Source organism: Bradyrhizobium sp. AUGA SZCCT0169 (assembly GCF_018130085.1).
Classification (GTDB): Bacteria; Pseudomonadota; Alphaproteobacteria; order Rhizobiales; family Xanthobacteraceae; genus Bradyrhizobium.
Genome location: NZ_JAFCMC010000008.1, coordinates 44,194 through 65,410 on the forward strand (window position 1 = coordinate 44,194; position 21,217 = coordinate 65,410).

Here is a 21,217-nt window from a genome sequence, read left to right on the forward strand (position 1 = left end):
TTGCCGTTGTCGCTGGAGGTGCGAGCCTTGCGGTGCACTTGCACCGCTGGGCGAGCCTCGAAGGATGGACCACGGGCGCTTCTCATCCTTCGAGGCTCGCCGAAGAGGCTCGCACCTCAGGATGACGCGATAGGGTGCGAGCTGGCAGCTTCAAACTAACTCATCATGCTTTAGGGAGCACGTGACGGTGATCATCGGCGGCGAACGCACAATTACCTATCCGGAAATCCATGACCGCATCGCACGCGCGGCGACCGGATTTCAAAGCCTCGGCCTTGGTGGCGGCACGCCGGTCGCGATGATGCTGCGCAATGATTTTGCGTTGTTCGAAGTTACCGGCGCAGCCGCGGCGCTTGGCAGCCCGGTGGTGCCGATCAACTGGCACCTGAAGGCCGAGGAGGTCGCCTATATCCTCGCTGACAGCGGCGCCGAGATCCTGGTCTGCCATGCGGACCTGTTGCCGCAGATCAGGGACGGGCTACCAGCCCATATCAAGCTGCTGATCGTAACCACACCGCTGGAGATCGCCACGGCGTTCAATGTTCCGGCTGCGCTGACGAAGGTTCCGGACGGCATGACCGACTGGGACGTCTGGCGCGACACCCATGCGCCATCGCAGGAGCCGCCGATCGGGAGCGCGCCGATGTTCTATACGTCAGGCACCACGGGCCTGCCCAAGGGCGTGCGGCGCAAGCCGATGAAGCCGGAGCAGCAGGCGGCCTCGGCACGAGTCGGTGGCATCGCCTATGGCGTCAAACCCAACGAGGATCAAGTCATCCTGATGAACGGCCCGATGTATCATTCGGCGCCAAGCTCCTACGGCATGCTGGCGTTTCGGAGCGGCTGCACAATCGTGCTCGAACCGCGTTTCGATCCCGAGGACATGCTGCAACTGATCGCGCGCCATCGCGTCACCCACATGCATATGGTGCCGACGATGTTCGTGCGGCTGCTGCGCCTGCCGGACGAGGTGAAGCAACGTTACGACCTGTCGTCGCTGCGCTTCGTCGTCCACGGCGCGGCCCCCTGCCCGCCGCAGGTCAAGCGCGCCATGATCGACTGGTGGGGACCGGTCATCAGCGAATATTTCGGCTCGACTGAAACTGGAATCCCGGTGTGGCATTCGGCCGGGGAGGCGCTGGCCAAGCCCGGCACCGTCGGCCGCGCCATCGAAGGCGGCGTCGTCAAGATCTTCCGCCCCGACGGCGAACTGTGCGGCGTCAACGAACCCGGCGAGATCTTCATGCGACAGATGTCGGTGCCGGACTTCGATTACCACGGCAAGGCCGAGGCGCGCGCCGAGGCCGGGCGCGACGGCCTCGTCAGCGTCGGTGACGTCGGCTATCTCGACGAAGACGGCTATCTGTTCCTGTGCGACCGCAAACGCGACATGGTGATATCAGGCGGCGTCAACATCTATCCCGCCGAAATCGAGAACGCGCTGATCGGCATGGACGGCGTGCGCGACTGCGCGGTGTTCGGCATTCCCGACGACGAATTCGGCGAGCGGCTGTTTGCCTGCATCGAGCCCGACACCGATGCCACGCTTTCGCCGGCGGCAGTGCGGGAATTCTTGCGCACCCGCCTCGCCAATTTCAAGGTGCCAAAGGACATCCAGTTCATGGACGCGATGCCGCGCGAGGCCACCGGCAAGATTTTCAAGCGCAAGCTGCGCGATCTGCATGCGGAAGGCCGCCTGCGCGCGGCCAGGTGACGGCGGCGCAGAAAAGCAAACGGCGTTTCAAACGGACAGTGTTTTAAACGTCCTTGTTGAACATACTTGCTGTTGCAAAATGGTCATTGGAGAGCGCAAAGATCAGGGCATATCAAGCGTAGGGACCTGACACATGCACGCCACTGATTTTATCGTCGCCCGCCATGATCTGCAGCAATACAAAGTGATCGAGACAGAGCTACCCAACGCGGGCACATTGCCGGGTGAGTCGTTGCTGGTCAAAGTTGTCAGTTTCGCCTTCACCGCCAACAACATCACCTACGCCGTGCTTGGCGACCAGTTCAATTACTGGCAGCTGTTTCCTGCGCCAAAGGGTTTCGGCAATATTCCGGTGTGGGGATTCGGCGACGTGATCGCGTCGAAGCATCCTGATATTGCCGAGGGCGAACGCCTGTTCGGCTATTTCCCGATGGCGACGCACGTGGTGATCGAAGCGGCTGACGTTAGCAAGCACGGCCTGCGCGATGCCGCCGCGCATCGACAAGTCGCTGCGCCGGTCTACAACGCCTATGCCCGTGTCAGCGGCGATCCCTCCTTCGCCGGACGTCGGGGCGATTTTCAGGCGCTGCTACGACCGCTGTTCATGCTGTCCTTTCTGGTCGATGATTTCCTCGCCGAGAACGATTTCTTCGGCGCGCAGAGCGTGATGCTCTCCTCGGCCTCCAGCAAGACCGCGTTCGGGCTTGCGCATCTGCTGCACACAAGGCGCAATGGAATCAAGGTAATCGGGCTCACCTCGGCACCCAATGTCGACTTCGTGAAATCGCTCGGCTGTTACGACGAGGTCGTGACCTATGACGCCGTGACATCGTTGCCGCCGGATTCACCTGTCGCGTTGGTGGACATGGCGGGGAACAGCGAATTGCGCGCGACGCTGCATAACCATTTCGGCGACCAGATGAAATATTCCGGACGCATCGGACTTACCCATCGCAGTTCGTCGCCCGACGAGCCGGAATTGCCCGGCGCCAAGCCCACCTGGTACTCCGCGCCCGTCCAGATTCGCAAACGCGCGAAGGAATGGGGCTCGGGCGGCGTCGGCACGCGGTTCGGCGCGGCATGGTCGGGTTTTGCGCCGAAGCTGGACGGGTGGCTCACCGTGATCGAAGGCCGCGGCCCGGCGGCGGTGCAACGGGTCTATCTCGACACCCTCAACGGCCGTGTGCCGCCGGACCAGGGGCATATCCTGTCGATTTAGAGATAACCGCTATCTCCTCGCGCCCTTTCTGCAGCCTCCCGAATGGGTATAGGCTCGCGGAACAGGGAAACGCCGCACAGACGGCCGGTGACGAGAAACGCGCATGCTCGACAAGACGGACGATATTTCGGTGGCCGCCGACAACTGGCTGGCGCAGTTCGAAGAGGCGCTGGCGAAATCCGATAGCGGCCTGCTGAAGGCGCTGTTCCATGCCGACAGCCATTGGCGCGACGTGCTGGCGTTGAGCTGGAACATCCAGACCGTCAACGGCGCGGACGCGATCCTGAAAGAGTTCGCGCTTCACGCGCCGGCCGCTGGCCCTGTTGGATTTGCGGTCGATCCCAACCGCGCCGCCCCCCGCAAGGTGATGCGCGCGGGCACCAACGCAATCGAGGCAATCTTCAAGTTCGAGACCAGGGTCGGGCGCGGCAGCGGCATCATCCGCCTGATTCCGGATGCCGACAATGTCCTGAAGGCCTGGACGCTGCTGACCGAGCTTGGCGAGCTCAAGGGTTTTGAGGAGCAGATCGGCGTCGCGCGGCCACGTGGCAACGCCTATTCGCGCGATTTCCGCGGCCCCAACTGGCTCGACCTGCGCAAGGCCTCCGCCGGCTATGCCGAACACGATCCGACCGTGCTGGTGATCGGCGGCGGACAATCCGGCCTCTCGATCGCGGCGCGGCTGAAGCAATTGAACGTCGATACGCTGATCGTCGATCGCGAGAAACGCATCGGCGACAACTGGCGCAAGCGCTACCACGCGCTGACGCTGCATAATCAAGTGCAGGTCAACCACCTGCCCTACATGCTTTTCCCGCCGAACTGGCCGACCTACATCCCGAAGGACAAGCTCGCCAACTGGTTCGAGGCCTATGTCGAAGCCATGGAGTTGAACTTCTGGACCGAGACGGAATTCGAGGGCGGCAGCTACGACGAGAAGGAGCAGCGCTGGACCGTGACGCTGCGCCGCGCCGACGGCAGCACGCGCACCATGCAGCCGCGCCACGTGGTGCTTGCGACCGGCGTCAGCGGCATTCCGAGCAAGCCCGACATTGCCGGCCTGAAGGATTTCAAGGGCAGCGTGATGCACTCCAGCCAGTACGACGACGGCGAGAACTGGAAGGGCAAGCGCGCGATCGTGGTCGGCACCGGCAACAGCGGCCACGACATCGCGCAAGACCTGCATTCGAGCGGCGCCCATGTCACGCTGTTTCAGCGCTCATCGACGCTGGTCGTCAGCATCGAACCCTCGGCGCAGCTGGTGTACGCGCCCTATAATGAGGGCACGCTCGAGGACAACGATCTGATCGCGACCTCGATGCCGTTGCAAGTCGCGCGGAAGAGCCACGCGCTGACCTGCGCGAAGTCGAAAGAGCTCGACAAGGACCTGCTCGACGGGCTGCAACGCGCCGGCTTCAAGCTCGATTTCGGCGAGGACAATACCGGCTGGCAGTTCAAGTACCTCACCCGTGGCGGCGGTTATTACTTCAACGTCGGCTGCTCCGATTTGATCGTCAAAGGCGATATCGCTCTGAAGCAATTCGCCGATGTCGATGGTTTTGTAACTGACGGTGTCAAGATGAAGGACGGCGAGACCATCGCCGCCGATCTCGTCGTGCTGGCGACCGGCTACAAGCGACAGGAAGAGCTGGTGCGGTTGTTGTTCGGCGAAGCCGTCATGAACCGCGTCGGCACCATCTGGGGTTTTGGCGAGGGCCAGGAACTGCGCAACATGTACACCCGCACCGGCCAGCCCGGCCTGTGGTTCATCGCCGGCGGCCTTGCGCAATGCCGCATCGGATCGAAGCATCTGGCGCTGCAGATCAAGGCGATCGAGGAAGGGTTGCTGCCGCGCGGCGCGAAGCCGGCGGCGGCCGTCGCGTGAATCACAGCTAACATCATGGGGGAATAAACATGCCGTCCATTCTCGGCTCGGGCGAACATCGCTATCGCGTGGTGGAGAACTGGGCGAAGCTGCCCGATGGCTGGAGCCTCTCCGACGTCGCTTCCGTCGCGGTCGACAGCCGCGACCGCATCTACGTCTTCAACCGCGGCGCCCATCCGATGGTGGTGCTGGATCGCGAGGGGAATTTCCTCAGGAGCTGGGGCGAAGGCCTGTTCAACCGCGCCCATGGGCTGCACATCGACGCCGACGACAATCTCTATTGCACCGATGACGGCGACCACACCGTGCGCAAGTGCTCGGTCGACGGCAAGGTGCTGCTCACGATCGGCATCCCGAACCGCCCGAAGCCATATATGAGCGGCGAGCCGTTCCACCGCTGCACCCACACCGCGCTGTCGCCGAAGGGCGAGATCTACGTCTCGGACGGCTACGGCAATGCCTGCGTCCATAAATACACGCCCGACGGCAAGCTGCTGAAGAGCTGGGGCGAGCCGGGTTCCGATCCCGGCCAGTTCAACATCGTCCACAATATCGCTACCGATGTCGACGGCTTCGTCTACGTCGCCGACCGCGAGAACCATCGCGTGCAGGTGTTCGACGGCAACGGCAAATACGAGACCCAGTGGAACAATCTGCACCGGCCCTGCGCGCTGCATTGCTGCGGCGGCAAGCAGCCGCATTTCATCGTCGGCGAGCTCGGCCCGGGCATGCCGGTCAACCTGAACGTGCCGAATCTCGGGCCGCGGCTCTCCATCGTCGACGCCAAGGGCCAGCGGATCGCCCGGCTCGGTGGCGAGGACGGCCCGGGGATAGACACCGGCAAATTCCTCGCGCCCCACGGCCTGGCGCTGGATTCCAGAGGCGACATCTATGTCGGCGAGGTCGGCGTCACCAACTGGAAGACCAGCTTTCCCGACACGCCGATGCCCTCAGAGGTCGGTGTCGGCCGCTGTCTGCAGAAGCTGGAGAAGGTTTAGCGGCGGCCGCGCGGCTCGGGGGTGGCACGCCCGATCACGATGGATTGACCGCGGATGCCCGCCCCTGCAGGTGCCTTGGAGATGCCCTGGAGGCCCGCGAAATCATGGCGATTCGTGGGCGGCATATGCTGGATAAGGCCCGGAACGCTCTTCACAATCCCGTCACGCTGCCTGTAGTATGCAGGGCGCATGCTGCTTCGCAGCTAACATGGGAGTCAGGAGCGTTTCTTGAACGCACACGTCTCGCAAGGCGGATGGCCGGTACTGGTGCTGAACGCGGATTTCCGGCCGCTGAGTTACTACCCGCTGTCTCTCTGGTCGTGGCAGGACGCGATCAAGGCGGTGTTCCTCGACCGCGTCAACATCGTCGAGCATTACGACCGCGCGGTGCACAGCCCGAGCTTCGAGATCCAGCTGCCGAGCGTGGTGTCGCTCAAATCCTTCGTCAAGCCGACCACGCATCCCGCCTTCACCCGGTTCAACGTCTTCCTGCGCGACCGGTTCAGCTGCCAATATTGCCTGGCGCATGACGACCTCACCTTCGATCACATCATCCCGCGCAGCAAGGGCGGCCAGACCACCTGGGAGAACGTCGTCGCGGCCTGCTCGCCGTGCAATCTGCGCAAGGGCAATCTGACGCCACAGCAGGCGCGGATGTTCCCGCGGCAACACCCGTTCGCGCCGACCGTGCATCAACTGCACCGCAACGGCCGCCTGTTCCCGCCGAACTATCTGCACGATAGCTGGCTGGATTATTTGTATTGGGACACCGAGCTCGATCCGTAGGATTGGGCGGCAGCGCATCGAATCACAACTTTCGGATTTATGTTCAATTTACCCTGCTTTGGCATGCGCGAGCTCCAGGCATCGGATTCCAACGCAAGCCGCCATATGCTGGGCCGCATGCACAAGATCAGTCCGTTGTTCGACGCATATACGCTTCCGAGCGGGCTCGCCCTGATCGGCGCGACCTTAACCCCGTTATGTTCGCTCTTTCTCTTTGCGCCAGCGAGCACGGGCTTAGCCGATGCGATGCTGATCGCTTTCATGACCGCATCATTGGCGGCGGCCGTCTTCTACTACACCGGCGTTCAGCTTCTCAGCACCTTCGGTTTACCTCGCGATGCAACGATGCGGGAGTTTCATCGCTTCATTACGAGCGACAACCATGGCAGCTAACCGACCAACCGTTCGATCCTTGCTCTGTGCGGTGGTATTTTTGGCCGCGATGTTCCTCTATGTGCGCTTCGCCCTCCATCTTTTGCTGGCGCTGATTGGGCTCAGGGTGTTGCATTCGGCATTTGCGCCACTCGCGAGGAAGTATGGCTGGGGCAGCGAAAGGCGCCTCGCGCGGCATTTCAGCCGTCCTCCGCTGATCGACCAATCCAAACGGTTATGTGTCGAACCCGGCCTGCGGTGATAGTGACTGCCCTCCCTCACCACTGCGCCCTCAACCGATCCGCCATTCGCTCGGCGATCGCGACCGTCGTCAGATGCGTGTTGGCGCGCGGGACTTCGGGCATGATGGAGGCGTCGATGACGCGCAAACCAGTGCAGCCGATCACGCGGCATTCGGGATCAACCACGGCGCGAGGGTCGTCGGCGGCGCCCATGCGGCAGGTGCCGCTGGCGTGCTGGGCGTCGCTGCACTCAGTGAACAGCCAGTCGTCGAGCTCAGTGGCGCTGAGCGCCTCGTCCATCGAGCGTCCGGTCGCGCCATACTCGACCCGGTGGGCGATGTCGGTGATGGCGGGCTGCAGGCAGATCTCGCGCAGGCGGCGCACGCCGTCGCGCATCCGAATGAGATCGCTGCGATCGGACAGCATGCGCTCCTCCACCGCCGGATCGATGGTCGGGTCTGTCGTGGTGATGCGGACGTGGCCCTGGCTGAACGCCTGATAGACCGACACCGCGATGCGGCCGCGCGCGGTGCTGGCCGTCTGATTGACGTCGCGAGCGAGGTTGCCGGCGATCATGATCATATCGTTCTCACCGGCGTCTGCGAGGCCGGAGCTGTAGCGCAGGCAGCAATTGGTGTGCCGGTGCATCAGCGTGTTGACCTGGCCGTGCTCGCGTAAGTGCAGCAGCGCATCCATGATCGGATGATCGAGCAGGTTTTCGCCCACCGGCAGGTCGGCCAGAACAGGGATGCCCAACCCTTCCAGCAATGGCGCAGGACCGATGCCGGAGCGCTGCAGAATCGCGGGCGAGTGAATGGCACCGGCGCAGAGGATCACCTCATGCTTCGCCGCGGGTGCATATGATTTGCCGCCGATGCGCACCCGGACCGCGCGGGCGTGCAGCCGGTTGCCTTCGAACTCGATTCCTTCGACCAGGGCATCACCGACGATCCGCAGATTCTCGCGGCCGCGCGCCGGCTCCAGATAGCCGTCATTGGTGGAGACGCGGCGCCCGGCCTCGCTGTTGATGGCGTAGGGCGACACACCGGTGCCATCAGGCGCGTTGTGGTCGTCGCACCAGCCATAGCCGAGCCCGAGCGCGGACTGGCGCAGCGCCCGGTCCACATTTCCCCAATCCGGCACCGGCGCGCGATACACCGGGATCGGGCCGCGATCGCCGTGATAGGGCGCGTCGGGAAAATTCTTGTCGGTCTCGAGCTTGCAGAACCAGGGCAGCATCGCGTCCCAGCCCCACCCCTCGCAGCCGCTTCTCTCCCAGCGGTCGAGATCGTCGGGCACCGCGCGGATGGCGATCTGGCCGTTGATCGTGGAACTGCCGCCCATGGCACGCCCGCGCCACAGCAGGCGCGGCGCCTGCCGCTCGGTTCGCCTTGCCAAGAGCTTGGGCCAGCGGAAATTGTCATCGCCGATGGCGCGCATCGGGTTCGGGATCTGGATGTGCTCCGGCGTGTCGGCGGTGCGAAAATCCTGCCCGGCCTCGAGCAGCAGCACGCGGTGCAAGGGATCCTCGCTGAGGCGCGCGGCCAGCGTGGCACCGGCGGAGCCGCCGCCGATGATGATCGTGTCGTACTCGGAATCAATCATGCTACGAGGTTGTTCCGATCTTTTCGCGCTTAAACAATTTGCTGAAATGAGCTGAGCGGTCGTCGTAGCTTACGTCGCTCTCCCCTTCCTCCCGATCGAGAACGAACTCAGCTTCGAGGTCGACATGATTGTAGGCGAGAATGCTCATTTCGCCGGGTTCGCGTTCCATATCCCGAAGGAGGAGCTGCGACACATATTCTTCGGTCGTCAAACCCTGCTGTTTAGCGCGGTTGGCGGCTGCCGTCGCGACCGCACGGTCAATATTGATGGTCGCGAGTTCACCCATGTGCTGTACCTCGTCCCAACTCAGCCCAGCGACATATCCAGCGGCGGCGCGACGTTATCCGGCAACGGACAGACATAGGGCGTGCGGGCGGTGCGCTTCTTGAGGTCGGCTTTCGCGGCGGCGATCAGCTCCGGCTCGCCCAGCGCCTGGACGCCGAGCGCGGCCATCGCCTTGGCGGCCTGCACCATGGCCTTGTGGGCATGCGGGCTCTTGCCCTGGGCGACGATCTGCCAGGTGTGAAACGGCGTTCCGATGGCGACCGTGGGGGCATGGACCTGAACGGTCGGGACCACCCAGCTGACATCGCCGACATCGGTCGAGCCGATCTGCGGATTGCGTTTTGCATTTAGCGGCACGATGAAATCGGCCAGTGGGCGGTCGGTCGGATCCATGCCGATCGAATGATAGACGGAGGCGATGTCCTTGTCGGTCAAAGTGGCGCGGATCTTCGTGGCGAATTCCTTGTCCGCTTCGTCGAAATGCGGGGGACCAAGTTCTTCCATGATGCGGTGCAGGGTTTGCTCGAGCGGGGTGTTGTCCAGAACATTGGAGACGGCGGAAATGATCCGCATCTCCACACTCGTTTCGGTCATCAGCGCGGCGCCTTGCGCGATCTTGTGCACGCGCCCTACCAACGCGTTCATCCCGGGCAGATCGCGGTCGCGGATCGAATAGCGCACGCGGGCGTGGGCCTGCACCACGTTGGGGGCAATGCCGCCGGTGTCGAGCAGCGCATAATGCACGCGGGCTTCGCTCGGCATGTGCTCGCGCATGTAGTTGACGCCGACATTCATCAGTTCCACCGCATCGAGCGCGCTGCGGCCAAGATGCGGCGAGACCGCGGCATGCGACGCGCGCCCGGTGAAGATGAAATCGGCGCGCGTGTTGGCAAGCGACGGCGTCACCGCGACCTCCCAGAAACTGTTGGGGTGCCAGGTGATGGCGATGTCGGCATCATCGAAGGCGCCCGAGCGCACCATGAAGGTTTTCGCCGCACCACCTTCTTCGGCGGGGCAGCCGTAATAGCGCACGCGGCCCGGAATCTTGCTCGCGGCAAGCCAATCCTTCACGGCGGTAGCGGCGAGCAGTGCCGCCGAGCCCAACAGGTTGTGGCCGCAGCCATGGCCATGGCCGCCGGCCTCGATGGGGCGGTGTTCCGCGACGCCCGCCTCCTGGCTGAGGCCGGGCAGCGCATCATATTCGCCAAGGAAGGCGATGACGGGACCGCCTTCTCCCCATTCGCCCATCAGGGCGGTGGGAATATCGGCGACATTCTCGGTGATGCGGAAACCCTGATGGCGCAGTTCGGCCAGATGTTCGGCGGCAGAGCGCGCCTCGGTGTAGCAGACCTCGGGCATCGCCCAGACCCTGTCGGCCAAATCGATGAAGCGCGGCTTGATGACGTCAATGCCCCGCCAGATGTCGCTGCGATTGTCCATGCTACGGTCCCCAATCGTTGTTTGGATGAAATCGTATCAGCTTCGCCTGACGCGGCCTAGCGCCGGGCGGGTGACCTGCCATGCGGCCGACGCGATGAATATGCGCCTGCAACCTCGCGGCGCGATGCGCCCGAGCTTTGCTGGAAATCTCGCCCACTCATTGAGAGGGCGCAGGGAAGACCGGGTGCGCGCTGCACCCGCGGTCTCGTGTGCGAATAGTGCAAAGAAAGCTGCACACGAGCATACAGGGCAGCGGAGAACACCCGGCCTTCCCTGCGCAATGGCTTTACGGCTTATGCCGTGCTCTCCCCGGAGACGAGTTCTTGGTTGACTCCGTCGCTGCCGTTCGGCTCTCGCCTACCCGACAGCTTGACACCTGCAACGGGTGCCAGGACCACACGGTTTTGCCGTACGCTTATCCACGCCGTCGTCGAGGCGTAAACCAGCGTCCACCGCAACCCGTCCAACGTCCGTGACGACGGCCGACGCCCTTCTGAGTAGGACGGGATGGGCAAACATATGCACCTGATTTTCCTTCTGGTAAACAGAAATATCTTTTATTTTGGGGCTTGACATGGATTCTGGAAACCGGAAGTGATTTGCCCGTCGGGTCGTTTTGCCGCACTTAACCGTCATTGCGAGCGCAGCGAAGCAATCCATTCCTCGGCTGGGCGCGCCATGGATTGCTTCGCTGCGCTCGCAATGACGAGGAGAGAACGACATCCAAATCAAGCTTCGACGACCCCGGGAAGACCTGGACGCTGTGAGACATTGCGCCTTGCGTGAGGATCGCTTTGCCTGCACGGAGGTTCTGCTACAGTGTCGATCGCCAACAAAGGAAAAACAAAATGGATCTGGGCTTGAAGGGACGAAACGCCGTCATCCTCGGCGGCACGCGCGGCATTGGGCGGGCGATCGCCGATACGTTGGCGGGCGAAGGCGGCAATGTCGCGGTTTGCGCGCGTAACGCCGATCAGGTCGCAAGCGCCGTTGCCGAGCTGAAGGCGCGGGGCGTCAAGGCCACCGGCGCTTCCGTCGATATCACCGACGCGGCGGCGCTGAAATCATGGGTCGGCGGCGCAGCTGCAGAACTCGGCGGCATCGACATGCTGTTCTCCAATGCCGGCGCCATGGCGCAAGGCGGCGATGTCGCATCCTGGGAGCAGAATTTCCGGCTCGACGTGCTGGGCGCCGTCAATGCGTTCGAAGCCGCGCGGCCGTTCCTCGAAGCGAGTGGCGAGAAGAGCGGCGACGCGGCCTTTGTGATCATCTCGTCAGTCTCGGCGGCACAGGCCGACAACGCCAGCTCCTACGGTCCGATCAAGGCGGCGCTGGTGCACATGGCCAAGGGCCTGGCGCGGCAATACGCGTCGAAGAAAATCCGCGTCAACGTGGTGTCGCCCGGCACGGTCTATTTCAAGGGCGGCGTCTGGAACATGATCGAGCAGAACATGCCGAAGCGCTATCAGGACGCGCTGACGCGCAACCCGACCGGCCGCATGGCGACGCCGCAGGAAATCGCCAATGCCGCCGTGTTCCTGGCGAGCCCGGCGTCGTCATTCACGACGGGGTCGAACCTCCTCGTCGATGGCGCGATCTCGAACCGGGTGAATTTCTGATACGTTACCGATCGCCAGTTGCCGGGATTGACTCGACAACTGACTCGGCGAGACTTTGGCTTGCTCTACTTTAGCTTGCTCTCCTGTGCGGAGCGCGTTATTTTGACGTCACTCAACCCTGAAAGGAGGGCCGCGCGATGATGACGTTCTTCCGGCACTATCGCCAGCGTGGCCCGGTCAACGCCCTGCAAATGCGTTTGCAGGGCTGACCAGAGACTTCTCTTCTTCCTGGTCTGCCCTTCGTGGCCATGCGGCGTTGCGCGTTCCTAACGCTCGCGCCTGCATTCTCATTCATCGCCGCGCTTTGACACCGACATCCGACGATGGCTGCGTGCCCGGATATCGTGATCGCCGGCAGGACCAGAGAACGATCATGACGCTTATTACCATCCGCAATCTCGGCGTGACGCTGAGCGCGCCGCTGTTTTCCCGGCTGAACCTCGTCGTCAATCCCGGCGACCGGATCGGGCTTGTCGCCGCCAACGGTCGCGGAAAATCCACCCTGCTGCGCTGTATGGCAGGCACCATGGAAGCGAGCGAGGGCGAGATCACCCGGTCGCGCGGGCTGACGGTCGGCTGTGTCGAGCAGTACGTGCCGGAAGCCCTGATGGAGACGCCCCTCTATGCCGCCGTGCTCGAGGCGCTCTCCGCCGAACAACGGCTCAGCGAACGCTGGCGGGTCGACGTTGCCCTGGAATCGCTCGACGTGCCCGAGGCGCTGCGGCAGCGGCCGCTGAAGCAGTTGAGCGGCGGCTGGCAGCGGCTTGCCATGCTCGCGGGCGTGCTGATGACGGAGGCCGACGTGCTGCTGCTCGACGAGCCGACCAACCATCTCGACCTCACCAGGATCAGCCAGCTTGAAAACTGGCTGAACGCGCTGCCGCGCGAGATGCCCGTCGTCATATCCAGCCACGACCGCGCCTTCCTCGATGCGACCACGAACCGGACGCTGTTCCTGCGGCCGGAGCAGTCGCAGCTGTTTTCATTGCCCTATACGCGGGCACGCGCCGCACTCCGTGAAGTGGACGCTTCCGACGAGCGGCGCTATCAGCATGACCTCAAGACCGCCCAACAGCTGCGCCAGCAAGCTGCGAAGCTGAGCAACATTGGCATCAATTCCGGCAGCGACCTGCTGTTGTCGAAAACCAGGCAGTTGAAGCAGCGGGCCGGGAAACTGGAAGATGCCGCAAAGCCCGGGCATCTCGAACGATCCGCAGGCACCATCAGGCTCGCCAATCGCGGCACCCACGCCAAGGTGATGGTGACGCTGGACGACGCCACGGTCGAGACGCCGGATGGCAGGCTGCTGTTTCGGACCGGCAAGCAGTTCATCTGCAAGGGAGACCGGATCGTGCTGCTCGGGTTGAACGGGGCAGGCAAGACCCGGTTCGTCGCCATGCTGCGCGCGGCAATCGAAAATCGAGACGCGGTGCACGCCGGCATCAAGGCCACGCAGTCGCTGGTTCTCGGCTATTGCGATCAGGCGCTTGCCGGTCTTGCCGATGCCGACACTCCGGCACACACGATCATCCGCCGCTTCGATGTCGGCGATCAGCGTGCGCGCACCTTGCTCGCAGGTGCCGGCCTCTCGATCGAGATGCAGAGCCGTCCGATCGGCCAGCTTTCCGGCGGACAGAAGGCGCGGCTGGGCATGCTGTTGCTGCGGCTTGCCCAGCCAAACTTCTATCTGCTCGATGAACCCACCAATCATCTTGACATCGAGGGGCAGGAAGCCCTGGAGGCTGAACTAATGGTTCATCAGGCAAGCTGCCTGCTGGTGTCACATGACCGCAACTTCGTGCGGACGGTGGGCAATCGTTTCTGGCTGATCGACAAGAAGAAGCTGGTCGAACTGGAGGAACCGGAAGGGCTGTTTGCAGCGGTCAGTTAGCGCCGCCATGACAGCCCGTTTGCTGTGTGACACGCGTCACGGTGGCAGCCCGGCACCCGTCGTATCCCTGTCATCAGGGACGGCGGGAATGGTCTCGCTGCAGGGAAAACGGGAGACGACAATGACCAAGTTCAGGAATTCAGATCGCAACGACCAGTCGGCCCTGATCGACGACGCGCAGCTCGAGATCGTGGTGGGCGGCGCGATGGACTCCAGGCTAGCGAAGATGCTTGCGGAGCGCGCCGTTGGCGGATGGATCATGCAGGACATCTGGACCCGGCCGACGCTCGGCACCTATCACTAGGTTACGAATGAGGCCGCCTCGCCTGGCGGCACCCGCGCTTCCGGCACAGGCCCTCGAACTTGTCCGCCTTGTCGCCGAGTTCGCGAAGCGGGACCTGCTGGCGCGAAGGCCCCACCACCCTCACCAGCGACTTCGCCTGCCGCAGCGCCGGGAACAGCGGATCGCTGCCCGCGGGCGGCGTCTGGTCAACGCCTTATCGCAGGCGGCTGACCAGCGCAATCAACTCGCCTTGCCGGTGGGTATCGGTCTTGCGGAAGATTGCCTTCAGATGTGAGCGCGCGGTTTCATGCGCTACTCCCATTTCCTGCGCGACTTCTTCCAGCGACTTGCCGCCGGCCAGACACAGGGTGATGCGCGCTTCCGATGGCGTCAGGCGGAAGGCCTGGCGCAGCATCGTCAACTGTTCGGCCTCGCCTTCGTCGAAGCCGGAGAGGATGAGAATGGCGCGGGCTCCGAGAAACGGACTGCGCGCCGCGCCATCGACCGGCAGCACACGGACGACGATCGGCGGCTTGCCGGCGCGGCGGACCACGATGGGCGCGACGCCGAGCGCATCGACGTCGGATGCCGTTCGCAGCCGGTCGAGGAAATTATTGAACGCCGCCTGCGCCCGCCTGTCGCCGAGAACGAGGCGCTGCCCGATGATCCTGATATCGCCACCAAGCGCCGCTTCCGCCGGCGGATTGATGTCGACGACCGATCCGAACCGGTCGAGCGCGATCGCGGCGCGCTTGATGAAGGCCAGTGCATTGGTGATGCTGGACAGCACGCCCCTTCCGACCGCAGTGGAAAGCGTGGCGGTCTCCGTCAATCGTTGGGACAGGCCGGCAAGCGCCGCCTTTTCGGATTCGTCAAAAGCGCCCTCACCGATCGTGCGTTGGATGGAAAAACCCCACAACGCGGAGCCTGCAAAAAATCCGATAACCGCAAACCAGCGCAGCCCGAAATTGTTCGCATGCGCATACAGGGGATCGCGAAGCATTTCCGGTTCAGAGCTGAAGATGTCCTGGTCGCTGACGATCTGACGGCCCGCGAGCAACAACGGCACGCCGCGCGACGCGCGAATGTCGTTTTCGTGGAAGCGATTGTCGAAATAGGATTTGAAAAACTCCCGCCCGGACTCCGTCATCGGCACGTCGGGCGTCCTGACGTCGCTTTGAAGCAGGCATGCCGCCGCTGAGTTGCTGGCGCTGCAGATGTCCTGCATCAAGGCCGGCCACATCGCAGGATCGATCACTGCATCGCCGAGCCGGTTGCTGATCGACTGCAGCCGGCCAACGTCCACCTTCGTCCCCATTGGTCAGCCTATGCCACTTCAGCCACGCGCTTCGAAACCGGCGTGCAAGACGAGTTCATGACAACGATTCTGCGCTGCAGGTTCCGACAAGGAACCTTCCAACGCCACCCCCATTTGGGTGAGACCGGCAGGTAACGTTACCAGCGCTTTCGCAGCAGGCCGGCCAATTTTGACTCGAAGCATAGCATCGCGTCGGCTAAATTAAAGGGCACCGGGGGCTAGAGGATTCTTAAACAATCAATTTTGTTCTTCCCGGGCGGCCGCTGGATTCACATCCAGCGGCCATTTCATTTTTGCGGCATGCCGTTTTAAGGCGTGCCGTTTTAAGCGTGTGTCATGGCTCCGCACCTCAATGAAAATCCCGCGACGGCGGCAGGATGCGGACGTTGCGCGGATGGCGGATCTTTTGCGCCGGTGTATCGGGGTGGTCGCGGCGGTCGTCGTTGAGCGGTTCGATCAGCGCAGGGCCCGCCGGCACCGGATGCTTGCGGCTGAGGGCATCGTTGGCCAGACCAATCAGATCGTGCGAGCGGTCGAACAGCCGCTGCGCGACCAGATGCGTCACGTGTTCCGGACTGCTCTGGATGTAGCCCTCGACCAGGATCAGGCGCGCGCCCATCACTTCCTTGCGGTACTTTTCCATCACCGCCGGCCACACCACGATGTTGGCGATCCCGGTTTCATCCTCCAGCGTCATGAAGACGACGCCCTTGGCGCTGCCCGGACGCTGTCGCACCAGCACCACGCCGGCGCAGCGGGCATGACGCCGGTCGTTGCGATGCGCGATATGTTCGCAAGGCACGATGCGCTCCTTTGAAAACTTTGCGCGCAAAAATTCCATCGGATGGCCCTTCAGCGACAGCCGGATGGTCTGATAGTCGGCAACCACCTGCTCCGGCAGCGGCATGTCAGGCAGCGGTTTGGCGTTTTCGTCCGGCTGCTCGCGCGCCACTGCGGCCTCGAACAGCGGCAGCGGCACATCGTCGGGCAGCCGGCGTACCGCCCACAGCGCGGCGCGGCGGTCGAGCCCGAGCGAACGGAACGCATCGGCATCCGCCAGCAGGATCAGCGCGCGTTTTGGTAGTGCGGTGTCGCGGGCGAATTCCTCCAGCGAGGTGAAGGGACGGCGCGTGCGGGCGGCGATGATGCGGTCGGCCCAGTCTTCCTTCACCTCTCCCGCTTGCGGGGGAGGTCGGATCGCATCGCTAGATGCGATCCGGGTGGGGGCTCTTTCCTCACGAAGAGTGTGACTCGCGGAGACACCCCCACCCGTAGCCGATGCCCCGCATCGGCGTTCTTCTAAAGAACGGCGGCCATAGGCCGCCTGTGCCTCCCCCGCAAGCGGGAGAGGGAGCGCAGTCCCTTCGCGGTTGGATTTTGATGTCTCCCGGAATGACGTTTGAATTTTTTTCAACCCCTCCTCATCGGGATCGGCCCATTTGAAACCATCGATCTGCCGGAACCCGAGCCGCACGGCGCAATATTTTCCTTCGCCCTCTTCCAGCGTGTTTTGCGCAAAGCTGTGCGACACGTCGATCCCGCGCACCTCGACGCCGTTCTTGCGGGCATCGCCGACGATCTGCGCAGGCGCATAAAAACCCATCGGCTGCGAGTTCAAGAGCCCGCAGCAGAACGCATCGGGATGGTAATGCTTGAGCCATGACGAGACATAGACGAGCTGCGCAAAACTCGCGGCATGGCTTTCCGGAAAACCGTAAGAGCCAAAACCCTTGATCTGGTTGAAGCAATTATTGGCGAACTCGGGATCGTAGCCGCGGCGGATCATGTTGCCGACCATCTTGGCTTCGAATTTGCCGATGGTTCCGAGATTGCGGAACGTTGCCATGGCGCGGCGCAATCCGTTGGCTTCCTCGGAGGTAAATTCCGCCGCCTCGATCGCGATACGCATCGCCTGTTCCTGGAACAAGGGAACGCCAAGCGTCTTGTGCAGCACGTTGCGCAACTCATCCTTGTTGCCGCCCTTTGGATAGGGATATTCGATATCCTCAGGCCGCATTTTTCGGCGCTTGAGATAGGGATGCACCATGTCGCCCTGGATCGGGCCGGGCCGCACGATCGCGACCTCGATGACGAGGTCGTAGAAGGTCCGCGGTTTTAAACGCGGCAGCATGTTCATCTGGGCGCGGCTCTCGACCTGGAACACGCCGAGCGATTCACCCCGCTGCAGCATTTGATAAACTGCGTCGTCGTCCTCCGATTTGATATCGGCCAGCTCGTATCGCTCACCCTTGTGATCGGCGATCAGATCAAAGCATTTGCGGATGCAGGTCAGCATGCCCAGCGCCAGCACGTCGACCTTCATCATGTGCAGGGCGTCGACGTCGTCCTTGTCCCATTCGATGAAGGTGCGGTCGTCCATCGCGGCGTTGCCGATCGGCACATAGGTATCGAGCCGATCCTGCGTCAGCACATAGCCGCCGACATGCTGCGACAGATGCCTTGGGAATTCGATCAGTTCGGTCGCCAGCGCCACCGCAAGCTCGATCATCGTATTCGCAGGGTCGAGCCCGGCCTGCCGGACCTGCATCTCGTTGAGGCCCTTGCCCCAGCTGCCCCACACCGTATCGGCCAGCGCGGCGGTAACGTCCTCCGTCAGCCCCAGCGCCTTGCCGACATCGCGGATAGCGCTGCGCGGCCGGTAATGGATCACGGTGGCAATGATCGCGGCGCGGTGGCGGCCGTAGCGCCGGTAGACATATTGCATCACCTCTTCGCGCCGCGAATGTTCGAAGTCGACGTCGATGTCGGGCGGCTCCAGCCGTTCCTTGGAAATGAACCGCTCGAACAACAAATCGACCTTGGTCGGATCGACCGAGGTAATGCCGAGCACATAGCAGACCGCCGAATTCGCCGCCGATCCCCTGCCCTGGCACAGGATGTTCTGGCTGCGCGCATAATGGACGATGTCGTGCACGGTGAGAAAATAATGCGCGTAGTTGAGCTCGGCGATCAGCGCCAGCTCCTTGCGCAAGGTGGCGCGAAGCGTGCCATCGATATCGCCGCCGAAATAACTGATAACACCCTGCCATGTCAGATCTTCCAGATGCTGTTGCGCGGTTTTCCCGGGCGGTACCGGCTCGTCCGGATATTGGTACTTGAGCTGGTCAAGCGAGAAATTGATACGGCCGGCAAAGCGCATGGTCTCGGCGATCGCGTCCGGCAGATCGCGAAACAGCCGCGCCATTTCCTGCGGCGGCTTGAGATAACGTTCGGCATTGGCCTCGAGCCGCTTGCCGACGGCCTCGATGGTGGTCTTCTCGCGGATGCAGGTCAGCACGTCCTGCAACGGGCGGCGGGCGGCATCGTGATACAGCACCTCGTTGGTCGCCAGCAGCGGCACCTTTGATGTCAGCGAGATCAGATGCAGCCGCGCCAGCCGGCGGCGGTCGTCGCCTCGGTACAGGAGGCTTGCGGCCAGCCACACGCCATCGGCGCGGCTACCCTTCAGGCGGTCCAGGATTTTCAAGGCGCCGGCCGAGTCGAAGCGATGCGGCAACGTCAGCACCAGGAGCTGGCCCTCGGAAAATTCCAGGAGGTCATCCAGTTTCAGATGACACTCGCCCTTGGCGATCCGCTCAGTATCGCCGCCGCGTTTGCCGCGGGTAAGCAACTGGCACAGCCGGCCATAGGCGGCACGGTCGTGCGGATAAACAAAAATATCCGGCGTGCCGTCCACGAAGACGATGCGCGAACCGATCAGAAGCTTTGGCTTGTGCAGCACTTCCGGGTTGTCGAGCTCCTTCCAGGCGCGCACCACACCGGCCAGCGTGTTGTGATCGGCGATGCCGATCACGGGAATACCAAGCCGGCTCGCCTCATGCACATAGGCGCGCGGATCGGACCCGCCGCGCAGGAACGAAAAGTTCGTGGTGATGCCGATTTCGGCATAGGCAGGCCTGTTCATGCGAACAGCCCGTGCACGAACCATTTGGGAGATACGGGTTCACCCTCCTCGTCGCTTCTGAGTTCGCCTTCATAGAGCCCATCGCGAAAAATCCAGAACCGCAATCCCTCCGCGTCCTCGATCCGGAAATAATCCCGCGTCAGCGCCTCGCCATTCTGCTTCCACCATTCCATAGCGATGCGTTCGGGGCCTTCCACCCGCACCACCGCATGGGTGACGCGCCGCCAGGTGAATTGATGCGGCGGCCCGTCGGGCACCGATGCAAACGGCACGTTGATGGGCTCAGGTCTCTCGAACAGCCGCAGCGGCCGCAGCGGCGGCTCATTCTCGATCCGCTCGGGCCAGGCGGCCTCTGTCGCCGCCGCCAGATGATGCTGCGCCGATACCGCCAATACCGCGCGCTCGGGGATATGGGTGTCCTGCGGCAGGTGTACGACCACGCGCTTTCCCCCGATCCGCGCGGCGATGCGGTCGATCAGGGCGGCGAGTTCGTCATTGTCGTGGACATTGGCGTCGAGATCGCGCTGCTGCTGCACCACGATTTCGGTGCGGCTGGCGGAGAGGCGTATCAGGTCAAAGCCGAAACCGGGATCGAGCGGATCGTTCAAGGCATCTAACCGCTCGCGAAACAACCGGTCGATCACCACAGGCTTCGTCACCGGACGTCCGGTATCGACCGTAATGTTGCGCACTGCGCCGTCGGTGCGGAAGAAACTCGCTTCCAGCCGCCGCGCGCCCTTGCCCTGCTTGTCCATCGCTGACACCAGCATGCCCGCGAGCGCCGACAGGTTCATCGCGATCACCGTGTCGGTGGCAACAGGCTCGGGAAAGCGTTTTTCGACGATGTAATCCGGCAAGGGTTTGCGCGGGCTGATCGGCGCATCGCCCTGCCCCAACGCGTGTTCGAGCAAAGTCGTGAAGCCGGCGCCAAACCGCGCCGTGATCTCGTGGCGCCCGCGCGCGGCGACATCGCCGATGGTTTTCAGCCCGGCGCGGCGCAGGCCGCTGGTGATGGCGGCATCGGCGCCGAGCGCCGAGACCGGCAGCGGGCCGACGGCGCCGGCCTCCTCGCCATCGGCAATGATTTTCCCTGACGCATGGCGCGTCATCGTTCGCGCGCAGATCGAGGTGCCGGCGATAGCAGCGCTGACGACAAAACCCCTGCGGGTCAGCGCGCCGCACAGGGTCTGCAGCAGCGCGCGCTCGCCGCCGAACAGATGGGCGCAGCCGGTGATGTCGAGATAGAGCCCGTGCGGGGGATCGAGCGCCACCAGCGGCGTGAAGCGATCGCACCAGTCGGCGATATCGCCAAGCGTCTTGGCGTCCGCGACCGGATCGGCATCGAACACCGTCAATTCCGGACAGATCGCGCGGGCATTGGCGAGCGGCAGGCCGATCTCGAGGCCGGAACGCGCCGCGAGATCATCGAGCGCATAGATCTGCAGCGCGTTGTTTTGCTTGGCGACGACGACGTGAGGAGCACCGAAACTATCCGGTGGCTCAGTCGTGTTCCCTCCCCCCTTGCGGGGGAGGGTTAGGGAGAGGGGTAAGCCACGCGCACTACCGTTGCCGCCACCCCTCTCCCCCGCCCTCCCCCGCAAGGGGGGAGGGAGCGCACCAGTCGTGTTGCAAGAG

16 protein-coding genes are annotated in these 21,217 nt (G+C 63.2%); 10 read left to right on the plus strand and 6 right to left on the minus strand.

All coding sequences use genetic code 11. The features are described 5' to 3' along the window. Nucleotides 1-187 precede the first annotated feature (187 nt). From JQ609_RS12075 to JQ609_RS12105, 7 genes are all read left to right on the plus strand, one after another. Complete coding sequence (locus JQ609_RS12075; RefSeq protein ID WP_212273687.1) at nucleotides 188-1,714, plus strand: acyl-CoA synthetase; 1,527 nt, start codon at nucleotides 188-190, stop codon at nucleotides 1,712-1,714. A 133-nt stretch (nucleotides 1,715-1,847) separates the two neighbouring features. Next, nucleotides 1,848-2,933 (plus strand): DUF2855 family protein, encoded by a 1,086-nt coding sequence (locus tag JQ609_RS12080; RefSeq protein WP_212273585.1) that lies wholly within the window; start codon nucleotides 1,848-1,850, stop codon nucleotides 2,931-2,933. 103 nt (nucleotides 2,934-3,036) lie between these two features. Further along, entirely contained in the window at nucleotides 3,037-4,818 is a 1,782-nt protein-coding gene (locus JQ609_RS12085) for an NAD(P)/FAD-dependent oxidoreductase (RefSeq protein WP_212273586.1), read from the plus strand. A gap of 29 nt (nucleotides 4,819-4,847) precedes the next feature. Continuing rightward, nucleotides 4,848-5,816 carry a peptidyl-alpha-hydroxyglycine alpha-amidating lyase family protein gene (locus tag JQ609_RS12090; RefSeq protein WP_212213461.1) on the plus strand — a complete coding sequence of 323 codons (969 nt, stop codon included), beginning with the start codon at nucleotides 4,848-4,850 and terminating at the stop codon, nucleotides 5,814-5,816. Between the two features lie 228 nt (nucleotides 5,817-6,044). Next, nucleotides 6,045-6,602 carry an HNH endonuclease gene (locus JQ609_RS12095; protein WP_211994154.1) on the plus strand — a complete coding sequence of 186 codons (558 nt, stop codon included), beginning with the start codon at nucleotides 6,045-6,047 and terminating at the stop codon, nucleotides 6,600-6,602. Nucleotides 6,603-6,665: 63 nt separating this feature from the next. Further along, nucleotides 6,666-6,995, plus strand: a complete 330-nt coding sequence (locus JQ609_RS12100) for a hypothetical protein (RefSeq protein ID WP_212273587.1) — start codon at nucleotides 6,666-6,668, stop codon at nucleotides 6,993-6,995. Nucleotides 6,996-7,035: 40 nt separating this feature from the next. Further along, entirely contained in the window at nucleotides 7,036-7,236 is a 201-nt protein-coding gene (locus JQ609_RS12105; protein WP_212273588.1) for a hypothetical protein, read from the plus strand. Nucleotides 7,237-7,252: 16 nt separating this feature from the next. Here JQ609_RS12105 and JQ609_RS12110 read toward each other — a convergent pair whose 3' ends face one another. The 3 genes from JQ609_RS12110 to JQ609_RS12120 are packed head-to-tail and all read right to left on the minus strand — an operon-like array spanning nucleotide 7,253 to nucleotide 10,546. Next, on the minus strand, nucleotides 7,253-8,821 hold the full coding sequence (locus JQ609_RS12110; RefSeq protein ID WP_212273589.1) for a GMC family oxidoreductase: 1,569 nt from the start codon (nucleotides 8,819-8,821) through the stop codon (nucleotides 7,253-7,255). Between the two features lies 1 nt (nucleotide 8,822). Then, nucleotides 8,823-9,107, minus strand: a complete 285-nt coding sequence (locus JQ609_RS12115) for a hypothetical protein (protein WP_212273590.1) — start codon at nucleotides 9,105-9,107, stop codon at nucleotides 8,823-8,825. Between the two features lie 20 nt (nucleotides 9,108-9,127). Next, on the minus strand, nucleotides 9,128-10,546 hold the full coding sequence (locus JQ609_RS12120) for a M20 family metallopeptidase (RefSeq protein WP_212273591.1): 1,419 nt from the start codon (nucleotides 10,544-10,546) through the stop codon (nucleotides 9,128-9,130). A gap of 848 nt (nucleotides 10,547-11,394) precedes the next feature. On the opposite strand from JQ609_RS12120, the gene JQ609_RS12125 reads away from it, so the two are divergent. The 3 genes from JQ609_RS12125 (at nucleotide 11,395) to JQ609_RS12135 (ending at nucleotide 14,360) form a co-directional block, all read left to right on the plus strand. Further along, on the plus strand, nucleotides 11,395-12,165 hold the full coding sequence (locus JQ609_RS12125) for an SDR family NAD(P)-dependent oxidoreductase (protein ID WP_212273592.1): 771 nt from the start codon (nucleotides 11,395-11,397) through the stop codon (nucleotides 12,163-12,165). Nucleotides 12,166-12,538: 373 nt separating this feature from the next. Then, nucleotides 12,539-14,056 (plus strand): ABC-F family ATP-binding cassette domain-containing protein, encoded by a 1,518-nt coding sequence (locus JQ609_RS12130; protein WP_212273593.1) that lies wholly within the window; start codon nucleotides 12,539-12,541, stop codon nucleotides 14,054-14,056. 121 nt (nucleotides 14,057-14,177) lie between these two features. Continuing rightward, entirely contained in the window at nucleotides 14,178-14,360 is a 183-nt protein-coding gene (locus JQ609_RS12135) for a hypothetical protein (protein ID WP_212273594.1), read from the plus strand. 193 nt (nucleotides 14,361-14,553) lie between these two features. Here the strand turns inward: JQ609_RS12135 and JQ609_RS12140 are convergent, their stop codons facing one another. The 3 genes from JQ609_RS12140 to JQ609_RS12150 all read right to left on the minus strand — a co-directional run bounded on the left by JQ609_RS12140 (nucleotide 14,554) and on the right by JQ609_RS12150 (nucleotide 21,183). Then, the gene (locus JQ609_RS12140; RefSeq protein WP_212273595.1) at nucleotides 14,554-15,657 is read right to left on the minus strand and encodes a helix-turn-helix transcriptional regulator; all 1,104 of its coding nucleotides are present in this window, start codon (nucleotides 15,655-15,657) and stop codon (nucleotides 14,554-14,556) included. A 349-nt stretch (nucleotides 15,658-16,006) separates the two neighbouring features. After that, nucleotides 16,007-19,582, minus strand: coding sequence for an error-prone DNA polymerase (locus tag JQ609_RS12145; RefSeq protein WP_212273596.1), 3,576 nt, complete (start codon nucleotides 19,580-19,582; stop codon nucleotides 16,007-16,009). After that, a complete protein-coding gene (locus tag JQ609_RS12150; RefSeq protein WP_212273688.1) occupies nucleotides 19,579-21,183 on the minus strand; it encodes a DNA polymerase Y family protein in 1,605 nt (534 codons plus the stop codon). Before JQ609_RS12150 ends, JQ609_RS12145 begins: the two co-directional genes overlap by 4 nt. Between the last annotated feature and the right edge of the window lie 34 nt (nucleotides 21,184-21,217).

Bases quoted from the DNA above. Each gene is read 5' to 3' on its own strand.
- JQ609_RS12080 (WP_212273585.1), top strand. From the start codon at position 1,848: ATGCACGCCACTGATTTTATCGTCGCCCGCCATGATCTGCAGCAATAC.
- JQ609_RS12085 (WP_212273586.1), top strand. From the start codon at position 3,037: ATGCTCGACAAGACGGACGATATTTCGGTGGCCGCCGACAACTGGCTG.
- JQ609_RS12090 (WP_212213461.1), top strand. From the start codon at position 4,848: ATGCCGTCCATTCTCGGCTCGGGCGAACATCGCTATCGCGTGGTGGAG.
- JQ609_RS12100 (WP_212273587.1), top strand. From the start codon at position 6,666: ATGCGCGAGCTCCAGGCATCGGATTCCAACGCAAGCCGCCATATGCTG.
- JQ609_RS12110 (WP_212273589.1), bottom strand. From the start codon at position 8,821: ATGATTGATTCCGAGTACGACACGATCATCATCGGCGGCGGCTCCGCC.
- JQ609_RS12115 (WP_212273590.1), bottom strand. From the start codon at position 9,107: ATGGGTGAACTCGCGACCATCAATATTGACCGTGCGGTCGCGACGGCA.
- JQ609_RS12120 (WP_212273591.1), bottom strand. From the start codon at position 10,546: ATGGACAATCGCAGCGACATCTGGCGGGGCATTGACGTCATCAAGCCG.
- JQ609_RS12125 (WP_212273592.1), top strand. From the start codon at position 11,395: ATGGATCTGGGCTTGAAGGGACGAAACGCCGTCATCCTCGGCGGCACG.
- JQ609_RS12130 (WP_212273593.1), top strand. From the start codon at position 12,539: ATGACGCTTATTACCATCCGCAATCTCGGCGTGACGCTGAGCGCGCCG.
- JQ609_RS12135 (WP_212273594.1), top strand. From the start codon at position 14,178: ATGACCAAGTTCAGGAATTCAGATCGCAACGACCAGTCGGCCCTGATC.
- JQ609_RS12140 (WP_212273595.1), bottom strand. From the start codon at position 15,657: ATGGGGACGAAGGTGGACGTTGGCCGGCTGCAGTCGATCAGCAACCGG.
- JQ609_RS12145 (WP_212273596.1), bottom strand. From the start codon at position 19,582: ATGAACAGGCCTGCCTATGCCGAAATCGGCATCACCACGAACTTTTCG.